This is a genomic window from Desulfosoma sp. (assembly GCA_037481875.1).
Classification (GTDB): Bacteria; Desulfobacterota; Syntrophobacteria; order Syntrophobacterales; family DSM-9756; genus Desulfosoma.
Genome location: JBBFKY010000005.1, coordinates 213350 through 227933 on the forward strand (window position 1 = coordinate 213350; position 14584 = coordinate 227933).

Consider the following 14584-nt stretch of genomic DNA (forward strand, 5'->3'; position numbering starts at 1 on the left):
GCCATTCCTTTAGGTTCCTTCGATCCATTCATAAGCCATGGTCCGCTGCTTGGGCACAAAACCGGCGTCACAAATGAGCCGACGGATTTCTTCCACGGAGAGACGAAAATGAACCCCTGCAGCCGCCACTACGTTTTCTTCAATCATGGTGGAGCCGAAATCGTTGGCACCGAAAAAGAGCGCCGCCTGAGCCACCTTTGGACCCATGGTGACCCAAGAGGCTTGCAGGTTATCGAAGTTGTCCAGGACCAAACGAGACAGGGCCAGCAAACGCAGATAGCTCACCGCCGTTTCCGGCCGCTTGGAAATGGATGTGTTGCCAGGTTGAAAAGTCCATGGAATAAAAGCCGTAAAACCTCCCGTTCGATCCTGCAGGTCGCGAAGCGCAAAAAGATGGCTTAACCGGTCCTCCAGGGATTCTTCATGACCGAACATCATGGTCGCCGTTGTGCGTAATCCCTGGCGATGCGCCTCTTCCATCACCGCCAGCCATTCTTCTGCGGAACATTTGTTGGGAGACACCCGGCGACGCACCTCATCCACAAGAATTTCCGCCCCTCCTCCGGGAATGGAATCCAATCCGGCGCTTTTCAGCCGAGCAATCACCGTGGCCACATCGATTCGTTCGCGCTTGGCAAAAAAGACAATTTCCGGCGGGGAAAAAGCATGAAGATGAACCGGATACCTTTCCTTGATGAAGCGCAGCATGTCTTCATAGAAACTCAAAGGAAGATCCGGGTGATGCCCCCCTTGAAGAAGAATCTGAGTCCCTCCTAAAGCCAAAGTTTCCTCAATTTTCTTAGCAAGGAGGTCTCTTCCCAGAACGTAGCCTTCAGGGTGGCCTGGAGGCCGAAAGAAAGCACAGAACCGGCAACCACAAACGCAAATGTTGGAATAATTGATGTTGCGGTCTACCACATAAGTGACCACATTTTCGGTATGCTTTTTTTGACGGAGGCGATGCGCCGCATGGCCTAGGCGGTGAAAATCCGCATGAAGATAGATTTCTCGTGCTTCATGGCGGTCCAACCTTCGACCTTCCTCCACAACGCCTTCCAGCAACGCCTCATGCCAGGAGCGCATTTTGGAACCTTCACCTATGCCCTTCATCACCACCTCGGAAAAATTCAAAAGCCTTCCTTGCCTTTAAGAAACCTGTGACGTCTGGATCTCCCATGCGACGTGGCTTTACCATGCCATAAAAAATGTGCCTCATTGAGGACTCGCCCTCATTGTCCTGGAAGCGCGGGTCTCCGACCCGCCCAAGACCCGGACCGAACGCCCGTGGAAAAAGCCGGCTGAAGGCCGGCACTTCCGGCGAATAAGCCGACTTTAGGGTTCCAGGGGCGAGACGCCGTCTTGTCCCTACGACAAAACGGCAATAGCACCATCGGCATAACCGGTTCCCAGACGACTTCCTAAGCCCCGCAAGACGGCGGGGCCGCAGCTTCTTCAAAAAAGCAATTACGCTCCACGGGATGAAAACCAGCCTCGCGAATCAAAAATTCCAGCTCCTCTCTGGTAAGAAAGGATTCGGATTCGGCTCCGGCCATGTGCCCGATTTTTTCTTCCACCACGGTCCCGTCCAAATCGTCGGCTCCGAAATGAAGGGCCACTTGCGCCTGCTTCACTCCCAACATGACCCAATAGGCTTTGATGTGAGGAATATTGTCCAACATGAGGCGGGAGACGGCGATGGTTTTCAGTTCATCCACACCCGTCGGGCCTTGAGCATGCGGCACGTCCGTGTTTTTCGCCTGAAAAGGTAAAGGGATGAAGCATACGAAGCCTTGTGTTTCATCCTGGAGTCGACGCAAAGCGTCCAGATGCTCCAGGCGTTCCTCAAGGGTTTCCTTATGCCCGAAAAGCATGGTGGCGTTGCTTTTTATGCCCAATTGGTGAGCTTCCCGCATGACTTGTAGCCAACCCTCGCCACTGAGCTTCTGAGGACACAGAAGGGCGCGCACTCGAGGGCTGAACACTTCGGCGCCACCGCCGGGTAACATGTCCAGTCCAGCCGCCTTCAAGCGCAAAAGAACATCACGAATGGAAAGGCCTTCCAGGCGGGCAAAATGAGCGATTTCCACCGCTGTAAAGGCTTTGATGTGCACCTGCGGCCGAACCTGTCGAATGGCCCGCAACATCGCCTCAAAGGTTTCCAGCCGCAGTTCCGGATGACACCCTCCCACCATGTGCACTTCCGTGATGGGTTCTTGAAGCCGATCTTGAACTTTCTCCACAATATTTGAAACCGTCAGTTCAAAGGCTCCAGCTTCACCCTTACGGCGTCGAAAGGCGCAAAACAAGCAGCCGTTGACACAGATATTGGAATAGTTGATGTGCTGGTTGACTACGTAGTAAGTGTTCGTCCCGTGCCGGCGGTGTCGCACCTCATAGGCCAATCCCCCTACCGCCACCAAATCCGGACATCGAAAAAGTCGAAGCCCGTCTTCAAGGGTCAGCCGTCGGCCTTCCATCACCTTGTGGTAAATATCCTCAAGACCCAAAGACCTGTAGACCGTTACGGGAAGCATTTTCGGTCCCTTTCGTGTCCAAAGCCGTCTCCTTTGCCATGACCATGCCGTCACCGGCCAACCCGTTTTTCAATACCTTGATGAATTCGTCGATCAAACGCCCCGTCACTTCCGAGGATCCTTCGTACAAACCCGTACCACCGTCCAGAAAGGAAACACAATGCGCCTGAAGAAAACGATCCATGACAGCGTCCAGAAAAAAAACCACAAATTCAGGATCCATGTCCGAACGCACTTCGCCTCGAGCCATCCCTGCGAGCACAATGGGGCGCAAGTATTCAGCTGAGAAAAACCGCACCCGCTGCAGAAGCTCATCCCGCAAGGGGAAATCTTCCTGAAAGAGCATCTTGAGGTAGATGCGGTAAACTCGAGGATGCTTTTGAATGAAGTCGACTCCCGCTATGAGGCTTTGGCGAATCCTTTCAAAAAAGTCCTTATCCGCCGTGTTGTGCTTGACCTGACCCAATCGCTGACGCACTAAAGCTACGGCATGATCAAAGATGAAAAGAAAGAGCCCTTCCTTGTTGCCGAAGTATTGAAAAAGAGAGCCTTTAGAAATCCCAAGAGATTCTGCCAATCGGTTGAGGCTCGCCTGTCGAAACCCGTGCCGGGAAAATTCTTCCACCGCCGCATCCAGAATCTTTTCCCGTTTCGAGGTCTTGAGCCTCATGAAACGATCCATGCCCATTTTTCTGCACCCCTGAAAGGACCCCGCATCAGAAAGTGACCAGGTGGTCACTTTTACCCAAGCTCGGGAAGGCTTGTCAACCAATCCCTTGCCACCAGGAAGGGGCCGCGGTAATAGAGCAGGGAAAACCACATGAGGAGGTGAGCCGTGCGACGACCCATTATTCATGGGCCTCTTCCCGGACCCAAGGCCCAAGCTCTGACCGCCAAGGATCATACCTATGTCTCTCCGTCCTACACGCGCATTTACCCTCTTGTGGCGGAAAAGGGCCAGGGGGTCTGGGTGGAGGATGTGGATGGAAACCAGTTCTTGGACTTTACGGCAGGCATTGCGGTATGTGCCACGGGCCATTGTCATCCGCGCGTCGTGAAGGCTGTTCAAGAACAAGCCCAGCGGTTGCTTCACATGTCAGGGACGGATTTTTACTACACACCGCAGATTCGCTTGGCGGAAAAGCTCTCTTCACTTCTTCCTCAAAAAGATCCCTACAAGGTCTATTTCGGCAATTCCGGTGCAGAAGCGGTGGAAGCGGCTTTCAAGCTGGCTCGATGGCATACGCGCCGGGAACTCAACATCGCCTTTTTCGGGGCCTTTCACGGCAGAACCATGGGCGCTCTGTCTTTGACCGCCAGCAAGACCATTCAAAAGAAACATTATCATCCCTTTGTTCCAGGCATTACGCATATTCCTTATCCCTATTGCTATCGCTGTCCATACAATCTCACTTATCCATCGTGCGATCTGGAATGCGTACGCTGGATAGAAGAAACCCTGTTTCGAACCACCATGCCCCCTGAAGAAGTGGCGGCTATCTTTGTGGAACCCATTCAGGGGGAAGGCGGTTACATTGTCCCGCCGCCGGAATTTCATAAGCGCCTTCAGGCCATCGCCCACAAGTACGGTATCCTTTATGTGGCCGATGAAGTGCAGACAGGAATCGGTCGAACGGGCAAAATGTTCGCCATGGAACATTTCGGTGTTGTGCCGGATATCATTGCCCTGGCTAAGGGCATCGCTTCCGGGCTGCCTCTAGGAGCCATGATGGCTCCTACAAGCATCATGACGTGGGAAGCCGGAAGCCATGCGTCCACCTTTGGAGGCAATCCTCTTTCGTGCATGGCCGCATTGGAAACCCTGGCTCTGGTGGAATCCAGTCTTATGGAGAACGCGGCCGTCAACGGGCGCCGGCTTTTGGAAGGTTTGCGTCGATTGCAGCAGGATTGGGAATGCCTCGGCGATGTTCGCGGACTGGGGCTCATGGTGGGCGTGGAACTGGTCAAAGACCGGCATACAAAGGAGAGGGCGAGTGAGTGGCGAAACGGCCTCATTCAGGAAGCTTTTCAAAAGGGGCTCCTCCTTTTGGGATGCGGGGAAAACACCGTGCGTTTTTGTCCGGCTCTTACCGTGTCCGCGGATGAGGTGGACTGTGCTTTGGAACTTTTTGAAACAGCCCTTCGCGCTTTATTTCGTTGAACAAAACAGAAGTTTTTAACAGTCAGGTCATTTCGCGTTTTTTTTCACGTTTCCAGGCGAAACATGGGTGAACCTGGGTTGCCTCTTCCATGAAGCCTGACCAAGGTCTTCACCTCACGAATCCCTGAATCTGCCCGGTGAAGATTCAATATTCCCGAAAGCTGGTCTTTCAATTTAGAGTGATTCCAGCCCAGAGCGTAGGGGCACGGCGCGCCGAGCCCATATACTCAAACCCTTTGGTTTCCTGGGAGCGAAGAGCTCTGAGCCGCCAAATACGGGCGGAACGCCGGCGCTTCCGGAAGAAAACAAGGTTTCAGGCTTGCGGGGGCGAGGCGCCGCCTCGTCCCTACCTTGAAATGACATAAAAAACCTTGTTGTTGCGAGTCTTCGGAGAGGCTCTAGGCGGACCTAAGTACTCACCCGTGCCCTGCCTGATGGACCAACCTAGCGGCAAACAAGCCGGTATTTCGGTGCAAGCCCTGCCAATGCCCCGTTCCATGAGAAAGCATCGGCGCCCCATTGGTATATCCCTTGGTGGGATTTGTCAGTTGAAGGACACGAAGCACATCTTCCCAAAAACCTCGCTGGTCACCCTCGAACGTCGGAGGTGCGGCCTTGAGCCATGCTTTTTGAATGCGCGAAAATCCTTGACCCTGCCAAAGGGCCGTTCCTATAATTCATCCGCTTTTGTCGCCTTTATGGGGAAGGTTCTTCAAAGCTTTGTGCATTCTTCAGCGAAGGTTTTCAAAAGCTTGACACATTTCTTTGCTTTTTCTATAGTGAGATACTTCACAAGATCAGCGCCGAAGCGCCCTTCTCGAACCCTTTTCGCGAAGGAAGGTTTGTTTCGGCCGAACCAGCCTTGAGCACAAACGGTGGCGACATGAGCTTCAGCCAGTATTTGGAACGTAATCAAAAGGCCATTCTGAAAGAATGGTTTCATTCGGTGGTGGAAACCTATCCTGAAGAAACGGCCAAGTTTCTGAAAAAAGAAAAAGATCCCTTTTCAAACCCTGTGGGGAGTTCCATCCTTGAGGGGATTCGGGGCATTTTTGCGCAGATCCTGGAAGGGCTGTCTTCCGACGAGGTGTTACCCTTTTTGGATCGAATCGTGCGCGTGCGCGCCGTCCAAGATTTTACACCCGCTCAGGCGGTCTCCTTCATGTTTTCTTTGAAGGACGTCGTGCGAGCTCAAACGGACAAAGACGGTCTTACCGCCCAGTATGCGGCTGAACTTGTGGGTTTTGAACGCACCGTGGATCGAGCGGCCCTGATGGCCTTCAACATCTATATGCAATGTCGTGAACAGCTCTATCAGCTGCGCGTGGACGAGATCAAGAACAGGACCGGAAAACTTTTGGAGCGGGCTCAGGCCATATGGGAGAGCCGCCGTGCGGAAGACGGCTCCCGGGAGGAATCTTAACTATTTATTAACCAAAACGAGGTGGGGTGGTTATGAACGCATCACAAGCCATGGTCTTTTCCCTTGTCGCCGTCGGGATCCTCGTGTGCCTCCCCCTGATCGGCGTGACGGCCGGGATGACGACCCTCTTTGCGGTCTTCATTCCCTATGCGGCCGTCGCTCTGTTTTTTATAGGGGTTGTGGCACGCGTGGTGCGATGGGCCCGATCGCCGGTCCCGTTCCGCATCCCGACCACCTGCGGGCAGCAAAAGAGCTTCCCCTGGATCAAGGCGGACCCCTTGGAGAATCCAACGGATACCAAAGGGGTGGTATTGCGCATGATTCTTGAGGTTTTGCTGTTCCGGTCCCTGTTTCGAAACACCCGGTTAGAGTTTTACGAAGGGCCGAAGATTCGGTATGCATCGGCCAAGTGGCTGTGGCTCGGAGCCATCGTGTTCCATTACTCCTTTTTGGTGGTTCTTCTCAGGCATCTTCGATTTTTCTCGGAACCTGTCACTCCTTTGGTCACGCTGTTGGAAAGCGTGGACGGCTTTCTGGAAGTGGGTTTGCCTCGGCTTTACATTTCCGGCCTGGCTCTGTTGGCCGGTGTGACCTATCTTTTCCTTCGCCGTGTCACCATTCCCCAGCTCAAGTACATTTCGCTGCCGTCGGACTACTTTCCCTTGTTCCTGATCTTCGCCGTCGCGGCAACCGGCCTGCTTATGCGCTACATTTACAAGGTAGACATCGTGGGGGTTAAGGAACTCACCATGGGGCTGGCCACCTTTCGCCCTGTGATTCCCGAAGGGATCGGGGTCATTTTCTATATTCATCTTTTCTTGGTCAGCGTGCTCTTTGCCTATTTCCCCTTTAGCAAACTGGTGCACATGGCTGGAGTTTTCCTGAGTCCTACAAGGAATCTTCCCAATAACAGCCGTATGGTGCGCCATATCAATCCTTGGAATTACCCGGTCAAGGTTCATACCTATGAAGAGTATGAAGATGAATTCAGGGAAAAGATGATTGAAGCTGGTCTTCCAGTGGAAAAGAAGGAGTAAACATGGCGAGCGTACCGAAACCCAGCGAACTAGGCAAGGTGGACCATCGGCCGCCGCAAAAGCCTTGGACCGAAACGGTCCCGGAGTTTCGGCCCGGCACCTTTTGCTATGGGGCAAAGGCCAAAAACTTGGAAGTGGTCGGGTTGCCCAATCCTCGAGAATGGAACCCTGCGGATGAGGATTGGAAGCTACCCGATGACTGGAAAGACATCACCCTGAAGGGCATGAAGGATCGACTGGACAAATTCCGTTCCTTCAAGCTTTTCATGGACATCTGCGTGCGTTGCGGCGCCTGTGCTGACAAATGCCATTATTTCATCGGTTCCGGGGATCCCAAAAACATGCCGGTCTTGCGGGCGGAACTTATTCGCTCCATTTACCGCAATTATTTCACCGGCAGCGGCAAGATTCTGAAAAAATACGCCGGTGCCCGCGCCTTGACGGAACAAATCATCAAGGAATGGTTCTATTACTATTATCAATGCACGGAATGCCGACGTTGCTCCGTCTTTTGCCCCTACGGTATCGATACGGCTGAAATCACCATGATGGGCCGTGAGCTGCTCAATGAACTGGGCTGCGGTATCGACTGGATCATGGGCCCTGTGGCCAACTGCTACATGAACGGAAACCACCTGGGGATACAGCCGCATGCTTTCAAAGACATGATCATGTTCTTTGTGGACGAGATCGAGGCGGTCACCGGTGTGCGCGTGGAACCCACGTTCAACCGCAAGGGCGCTGAAGTCCTCTTCATCACCCCGTCGGGAGACGTCTTTGCCGATCCAGGAACCTACACCCTCATGGGGTACATGATGCTTTTCCATGAAATAGGCCTGGATTACACCTGGAGCACCTACGCTTCGGAGGGTGGCAATTTCGGCTTGTTCACGTCCCATGAGATGATGAAGCGCCTAAACGCCAAGATGTATGCCGAAGCGAAGCGCCTCAAGGTCAAATGGATTCTTGGCGGCGAATGCGGCCATATGTGGCGTGTCATCAACCAGTACATGGACACCATGAACGGCCCTGCGGATTTCCTGGAAGTGCCTAAATCCCCCATCACCGGCACGGTGTTTGAGAACGCCAAGAGCACCAAGATGGTTCATATTGCCGAATTCACGGCGGATCTCATTCGCCACGGCAAGTTGAATCTGGATCCCAGCCGAAACGACAACAAGATCGTGACTTTCCACGACTCATGCAACCCATCTCGAGCCATGGGCCTGTTTGAGGAACCCCGTTACGTGCTGAAAGCTGTCTGCAACCATTTTTATGACATGCCCGAAAACACCATTCGCGAAAAGACCTTCTGCTGTGGATCCGGATCGGGGCTTAACACCGACGAATTCATGGAAATGCGTATGCGCGGCGGGCTGCCTCGAGCCAACGCCGTCCGCTATGTCCATGAAAAGTACGGCGTGAACATGCTGGCCTGCATCTGCGCCATTGACCGCGCCGTGCTGCCGCCCTTGATGAATTATTGGGTTCCGGGGGTGAATGTCACAGGACTTCACGAGCTGGTAGGCAACGCCCTTGTGATGAAAGGTGAAAAGAAGCGCACCACCGACCTCCGCTACGAACCCCTGCCGGGGATGGAAGAAGAGGAGGAGACCGAAGATGTATGATGCAAAGAAAATCGTTCCGGGAATTCTGATCTTTGTGGTGCTGTTCACCTTCCCCCTGTGGTCCAACTTGGGGAAGGCAGCCCCGGCGCCGAAAGTCGAGCTGCCGAAAACGGAAAAAGTCTGTGTCATGGACGCGGCCTACATGAAAACGGAACACATGGTGCTTCTCAACCAGTGGCGGGACCTGGTGGTTCGCGATGCCAACAGATTGTGGGTGGGGCCCGACGGTAAAGAACATGTCATGAGCCTGCAGAACGCTTGCATGAAATGCCATTCCAGCAAGGTGAAGTTCTGCGACCAGTGCCACAATTACGCCGGGGTCAAACCTTATTGCTGGCAGTGTCACATCGAGCCTAAGGAGAACATGTGATGGAAAAAAATCGCCGTGAATTCCTGAAGATAGGCGGAATATCCGTCTTGGGGCTGAGTGCTCTGCCTGTCTTTCAGGCGCTCGCCCAAGAGAAAGGGCCTCGCTACAAACCCGACCCCAAGGCCCTCAAAGGGGCTCAGTGGGCCATGATCGTGGATATGAAGAAGTGCTGGGAACAGCAAGAAAAACGCCAATGCAAAGACTGCATTTTGGCATGCCACAAGATCCATAATGTGCCGGATATTCCCGACCAAAAACGGGAAATCAAATGGATCTGGTTGGAAGAATACAAGCACGCTTTTCCGGACCAAGCCCATGAGTATGCTCCGGAAAAAGTCAAGGAAAGCCCCTTCATGCTTCTGTGCAACCATTGCAGCAATCCGCCCTGTGTGCGAGTGTGCCCTACCAAGGCCACATTCAAGCGTTCACAGGACGGCATTGTCATGATGGACTTTCACCGCTGCATCGGGTGCCGTTACTGCATGGCGGGCTGTCCCTACGGCGCTCGAAGCTTCAATTGGGGTGACCCTCGGCCCTATCTCAAGCCCGAAGACATCAACATGACATACCCGACACGTCGCAAAGGTGTGGTGGAAAAATGCACCTTCTGTTACGAACGTATCGATGAAGGCTTGCAGCCGGCGTGTGTGGAAGCTTGCAAGGTCAAGGCCCTGATCTTCGGCGATGTGACCAACCCCAATTCCGAAGTGCGCAAGATCCTTTCCGGCCATTACAGTCTGCGCCGTAAGATCGAGCTGGGTACGGGGCCGAATGTTTACTACCTGATCTGATGAGGGGACGACATGCTTGAAAAGGCTTTCAAAGGTGGACAAAAGTACTGGAGCCTTCTGCTGGGCCTGGCGATCCTTTCAGGGGTCGGCTTCGCCTGCTTCATGCTCCAGCTCAACCAAGGCTTAAAAATCACCGGCATGAGCCGGGATGTGTCCTGGGGGTTTTACATCGCTCAGTTCACTTTCCTGGTCGGAGTGGCCGCTTCGGCGGTCATGGTGGTGCTTCCCTACTATTTGCACCATGTCAAGGAATTCGGCCGCATCACCATTTTGGGTGAATTTTTGGCGGTAAGCGCTGTGACCATGTGTCTTCTGTTTATCATCGTGGACCTTGGGCAGCCCATGCGTCTTCTGAACGTGCTGCTTCACCCGACACCCAATTCCATTCTCTTTTGGGACATGGTCGTTTTGAACGGCTATCTTTTCTTGAACGCCGTGATCGGCTGGACCGTGTTGAGCGCCGAGCGCAAGGAAATGCCTCCGCCTGCGTGGGTCAAACCGCTTATCTACATCTCCATACCCTGGGCAGTGAGCATTCACACGGTGACGGCTTTCTTGTACGCCGGTCTTCCGGGTCGCCATTTCTGGTTGACGGCCATCATGGCCGCCCGCTTTTTGGCTTCGGCCTTCGCTTCCGGTCCTTCGCTTCTGATCCTTTTGTGCTTCCTCATTCGGAAGCGCACCAACTTCGATCCGGGTCCCTCGGCCATTGAAAAGCTCTCCAAGATTGTCACCTACGCCATGATCACCAGTGTGTTCTTCTTGCTGCTGGAAATCTTCACCGCGTTCTACAGCAAGATTCCGGGACACATGCACGGGTTTGTCTACCAGTTTGCCGGCTATGAAGGGCATGCGGAACTGGTGCCTTTCATGTGGCTTTCCGTGATCTTGTCGGTGATTGCTTTGGTTCTTCTGGTGCCGCCTCAATTTCGAAACAATGAAAAACTGCTGAAGATCGCCTGCCTTGCGGTCTTTTTCGGGCTGTATTTGGAAAAAGGTGTCGGGCTGGTGGTGACCGGCTTCATTCCCAATGTGTTCGACAAGGTCACGCCGTATATCCCGACCGCTCCCGAACTGGCGATTACTTTGGGAGTATGGGCTACAGGTTTCCTGATCATGGCGGTGCTCTACAAGGTGGCCATCGGTGTGAAGGAGGAAATTCGCGCCTAAGGGCCTCTTCTGACCCCGTGGACTACTCCTCTTGACGAAACACAGGGAAAGGGCGCGGTACCTTACCGCGCCCTTTCCTTATTGAAGGAGTCTTCGGCCTTATGGTTCGCCTCTGGCGACTTGTCGACCTGGGTGTGCTTGACTACGACCAGGCTTTGCAGCTGCAACACCGATGTGTGGACGCACGTAATCTTGGTGTCTTGGACCGAGACGTTTTTTTTCTTCTGGAACATCCAGCCGTGATTACCTGCGGACGTCGAGGGGGTACGGAACACTTGTGCGTGCCGTCCAGTGTCTTGAAAGCGCATGGGGTGCGCGTTCTTTCCGTGGAACGTGGTGGATCCATCACTTACCATGGGCCTGGACAGCTTGTGGGCTATCCCATTGTGCATCTTCCTTCGGCGGGTTGGAAAGCTGTGGAGTGGGTGACCGCCCTGGAAGAGGTTATGATTCGAACCGCCGCTCGATTCGGGGTCAAGGCCACACGAAACACTCGCAATCGAGGTGTGTGGGTCGGTGACAAAAAATTGGGAAGCATCGGCATTGCGGTCCGCCACGGTGTGAGTTTTCACGGTTTCGCTTTGAATGTGAACAATTCTCTGGAACCTTTCGGCTGGATTCACCCCTGTGGCCTAGAAAATGTGAGCGTCACATCTCTCGCTTTGGAAACCGGAACCATGTTATCTATGATTCAGGTGAAAGCTACGCTCACGGCCTGTGCTGAGCAAGTTTTGGACGTCCGTTTTGAAAGAACCGATCTCGAGGCGCTTTACGTTGCCATAGGAAAAAGGCCCGATGCGTCCGGATGAAAACCAGACCCAAAAGCTCGCAAAACCTTCATGGTTAAGAAAACGTCTCACCAGTTCGGCGTCCTACGAAGCTGTGCGAGACCTATTGCACAAATGCCATGTCCATACGGTCTGCCAGGAAGCTCGATGCCCAAATCATTGGGAATGCTTTTCTCAAAAGACGGCAACCTTTCTTCTCCTGGGGGATCGTTGCACGCGCCGATGTCGTTTCTGTGCCGTGAACCACGGTAATCCCATGCCGCCCGACCCCGAAGAACCGTCTCGTATAGCTCAAGCCGTGCTGACCCTCGGGCTTCGTTATGTGGTGTTGACTTCCGTAACAAGAGATGATCTTCCCGATGGAGGCGCTTCCTTTTTTGCCCAAACCATTCGAATTCTGCACAGCACTGTTCCCGGACTTCAGGTGGAAGTTCTGATTCCCGACTTTCAGGGCCGCGTTTCCGATGTGAGCACGGTGCTTGAAGCAGGTCCTGCGGTCTTGAATCATAATGTGGAAACCGTCCCTCGGCTCTACGACACCGTCAGGCCCCAAGCCGACTACCGTCGATCTCTGGCCTTACTTCGAGCCGCTTCGAACATCGCCCCTCAGATTCCTCTTAAGTCTGGCATCATGCTCGGTCTTGGAGAAACCCAGGATGAAATTTTGAAGACTCTGGACGATCTTTTGATGTCCGGATGCCGTCTCGTCACCTTGGGCCAGTATTTGCAGCCGGCTTCGCATCTTCTTCCCGTCGCTCGTTACGTGCCGCCGGAAGAATTTGAAGCTTGGCGAGAAAAAGCTTTGTCCATGGGCTTTTACCAAGTGGCTGCAGGACCGTGGGTGCGCAGCTCCTATCGAGCCCATGAAATGTATGGCGGCCTATAACCCGCATGCTTTCGAAAACTCGGAGAAAGGAGCACCACGATGATCCTTGGCATCCTTAAAGAAATCAAACCCGAGGAATACCGCGTTTCGATGACCCCATTTGGAGCCGAAGTGGCCGTGCAACAAGGCCACACGGTGCTTGTGGAAAAGGGCGCCGGTCTGGCCAGCGGTTTTCCCGATGAGGACTACCAGCGTGTCGGTGCCCAGATTGTAGAAAGTCCCGCCGAGATTTATGCTCGCGCCGACATGATCATGCATGTCAAGGAGCCGTTGCCGCCGGAATACAATCTTATTCGAGAAGGTCAAATCCTTTTCACCTATCTTCACTTGGCTGCCGACGAATCCTTGACCCGTGTGCTCATGGAACGTGGGTCCGTAAACATCGCCTACGAGACCATTCAAAAAGCCGATGGGTCCTTGCCTTTGCTGACCCCCATGAGTGAAGTGGCCGGGCGTATGGCTGTGCAGGAGGCCGCCAAGTACCTGGAAAAAGCCTATGGAGGTCAGGGGATTTTGCTGGGGGGAGTCCCTGGGGTGGAGCCGGCCACGGTGGTGATTCTAGGAGGCGGCGTGGTCGGGACCAATGCGGCCAAGATCGCCTGCGGCTTGGGAGCTAAGGTCTATGTCCTGGACAAGAATCTGGAAAGGCTTCGTTACCTGAGCGACATCATGCCGCCCAACTGCTTTCTTGTGGCCTCTTCTCCAGCCGCCATTCGCGATCTGGTCAAAAAGGCCGATGTGGTCATCGGAGCCGTACTCATCCCCGGAGCCAAGGCACCGAAGCTGGTCACTCGTGACATGCTTTCCACCATGAAGCACGGTGCCGTCTTGATCGATGTGGCTATTGATCAAGGCGGCTGTTTCGAGACTTCCAGGCCCACCACCCACAGGGATCCCATCTATATGGTGGACGGTATTGTCCATTATTGTGTGGCCAATATGCCCGGCTCCGTTCCCAAAACCTCCACTTTGGCTTTGACCAACGCCACCCTGCCCTATGCATTGGAAATCGCCAATAAAGGCTGGCGTCGAGCCATGAAAGAAAACCCTGAAATCGCTAAAGGCGCCAACGTGATCGCCGGCAAGGTCACTCATCCCGGAGTCGCCGAGGCCTTCGACCTGGAGTACGTGCCCGTGGAAAACTTTCTGTAGTCTATCAGGCTTTTTGGGGAAGAGCCTGCGCCGGGTGCTTTTTGCCGGTACCCTATCCGTAGGGCGGATGAAGCGAAGCGAAATCCGCCTCCATATCCGTAGGGCGGATGAAGCAAAGCGAAATCCGCCTCCATATCCGTAGGGCGGATGAAGCATAGCGAAATCCGCCGCATCCTCTCCTGCCAAGCGAAATCCGCCACCTTACCGTCGAGCGAACCAAAAATCCCCGTTCTACGGAAGCCCTTGCTCGGGGGTAGGAACACATCCATAAGGCTTCCCTGCGCCGTTTATGTCTTCCTGGCATCGAAGGCCACCGATCTTACAAATGTGGGTTAGGAATTCATTGACTTCCGAACCCAATCCGCCAAGGGAAAAACCGGTCGTACCGAGGTGTCCTTGGGCTACCTTCAGCGGCTCTAGGCCGTTGGAAATAAAGCTCGCAGCCAGGAATTGAGCCCTGTGGATTTCTATGCCTTCCGCAAGGAGCGGGCCTTTTCCAAGTTGGAGCGCTTTCATCACGGGCGCGCTGCGGCATCTGTGGCACCCGAAGTCCCGCCCAAAAGCCATCTGGGTAAAGCCGTGGGCTATTTATTTCTTGAATGGCTGGAAGAAAATCGTTCGGTATCTGGAACATTCCTCCATCA

14 protein-coding genes are annotated in these 14584 nt (G+C 53.9%); 11 read left to right on the plus strand and 3 right to left on the minus strand.

What is annotated here, in order from left to right; genetic code table 11:
• Positions 1 to 9 precede the first annotated feature (9 nt).
• The 3 genes from mqnC to WHS46_09240 form a co-directional block, all read right to left on the minus strand.
• Positions 10 to 1131 carry a cyclic dehypoxanthinyl futalosine synthase gene (mqnC, locus tag WHS46_09230; GenBank protein ID MEJ5348856.1) on the minus strand — a complete coding sequence of 374 codons (1122 nt, stop codon included), beginning with the start codon at positions 1129 to 1131 and terminating at the stop codon, positions 10 to 12.
• A 287-nt stretch (positions 1132 to 1418) separates the two neighbouring features.
• Positions 1419 to 2534 (minus strand): aminofutalosine synthase MqnE, encoded by a 1116-nt coding sequence (mqnE, locus tag WHS46_09235; GenBank protein ID MEJ5348857.1) that lies wholly within the window; start codon positions 2532 to 2534, stop codon positions 1419 to 1421.
• The gene (locus WHS46_09240) at positions 2497 to 3204 is read right to left on the minus strand and encodes a TetR/AcrR family transcriptional regulator (GenBank protein ID MEJ5348858.1); all 708 of its coding nucleotides are present in this window, start codon (positions 3202 to 3204) and stop codon (positions 2497 to 2499) included. The genes mqnE and WHS46_09240 overlap by 38 nt, the downstream gene beginning before the upstream one ends.
• A gap of 165 nt (positions 3205 to 3369) precedes the next feature.
• Here WHS46_09240 and WHS46_09245 point away from each other — a divergent pair, with 165 nt between their 5' ends.
• From WHS46_09245 to WHS46_09295, 11 genes are all read left to right on the plus strand, one after another.
• Positions 3370 to 4695, plus strand: a complete 1326-nt coding sequence (locus tag WHS46_09245; protein MEJ5348859.1) for an acetyl ornithine aminotransferase family protein — start codon at positions 3370 to 3372, stop codon at positions 4693 to 4695.
• An 883-nt stretch (positions 4696 to 5578) separates the two neighbouring features.
• On the plus strand, positions 5579 to 6118 hold the full coding sequence (locus WHS46_09250; protein ID MEJ5348860.1) for an RsbRD N-terminal domain-containing protein: 540 nt from the start codon (positions 5579 to 5581) through the stop codon (positions 6116 to 6118).
• 32 nt (positions 6119 to 6150) lie between these two features.
• A complete protein-coding gene (gene dsrM, locus WHS46_09255; GenBank protein MEJ5348861.1) occupies positions 6151 to 7155 on the plus strand; it encodes a sulfate reduction electron transfer complex DsrMKJOP subunit DsrM in 1005 nt (334 codons plus the stop codon).
• 2 nt (positions 7156 to 7157) lie between these two features.
• Positions 7158 to 8783: a (Fe-S)-binding protein gene (locus WHS46_09260; GenBank protein ID MEJ5348862.1), complete on the plus strand. Its 1626-nt coding sequence runs from the start codon at positions 7158 to 7160 to the stop codon at positions 8781 to 8783.
• A complete protein-coding gene (gene dsrJ / locus WHS46_09265) occupies positions 8776 to 9153 on the plus strand; it encodes a sulfate reduction electron transfer complex DsrMKJOP subunit DsrJ (GenBank protein MEJ5348863.1) in 378 nt (125 codons plus the stop codon). Before WHS46_09260 ends, dsrJ begins: the two co-directional genes overlap by 8 nt.
• A complete protein-coding gene (locus WHS46_09270) occupies positions 9153 to 9944 on the plus strand; it encodes a 4Fe-4S dicluster domain-containing protein (GenBank protein ID MEJ5348864.1) in 792 nt (263 codons plus the stop codon). Before dsrJ ends, WHS46_09270 begins: the two co-directional genes overlap by 1 nt.
• Before the next feature lie 12 nt (positions 9945 to 9956).
• On the plus strand, positions 9957 to 11114 hold the full coding sequence (gene nrfD, locus WHS46_09275) for an NrfD/PsrC family molybdoenzyme membrane anchor subunit (protein ID MEJ5348865.1): 1158 nt from the start codon (positions 9957 to 9959) through the stop codon (positions 11112 to 11114).
• Positions 11115 to 11215: 101 nt separating this feature from the next.
• The gene (lipB, locus tag WHS46_09280; protein ID MEJ5348866.1) at positions 11216 to 11923 is read left to right on the plus strand and encodes a lipoyl(octanoyl) transferase LipB; all 708 of its coding nucleotides are present in this window, start codon (positions 11216 to 11218) and stop codon (positions 11921 to 11923) included.
• Positions 11910 to 12788 (plus strand): lipoyl synthase, encoded by an 879-nt coding sequence (gene lipA, locus WHS46_09285; protein ID MEJ5348867.1) that lies wholly within the window; start codon positions 11910 to 11912, stop codon positions 12786 to 12788. Before lipB ends, lipA begins: the two co-directional genes overlap by 14 nt.
• Positions 12789 to 12827: 39 nt before the next feature.
• Positions 12828 to 13940: an alanine dehydrogenase gene (ald, locus tag WHS46_09290; protein ID MEJ5348868.1), complete on the plus strand. Its 1113-nt coding sequence runs from the start codon at positions 12828 to 12830 to the stop codon at positions 13938 to 13940.
• A 459-nt stretch (positions 13941 to 14399) separates the two neighbouring features.
• A partial coding sequence (locus tag WHS46_09295) for a hypothetical protein (protein MEJ5348869.1) occupies positions 14400 to 14584 on the plus strand: 185 nt, incomplete at its 3' end.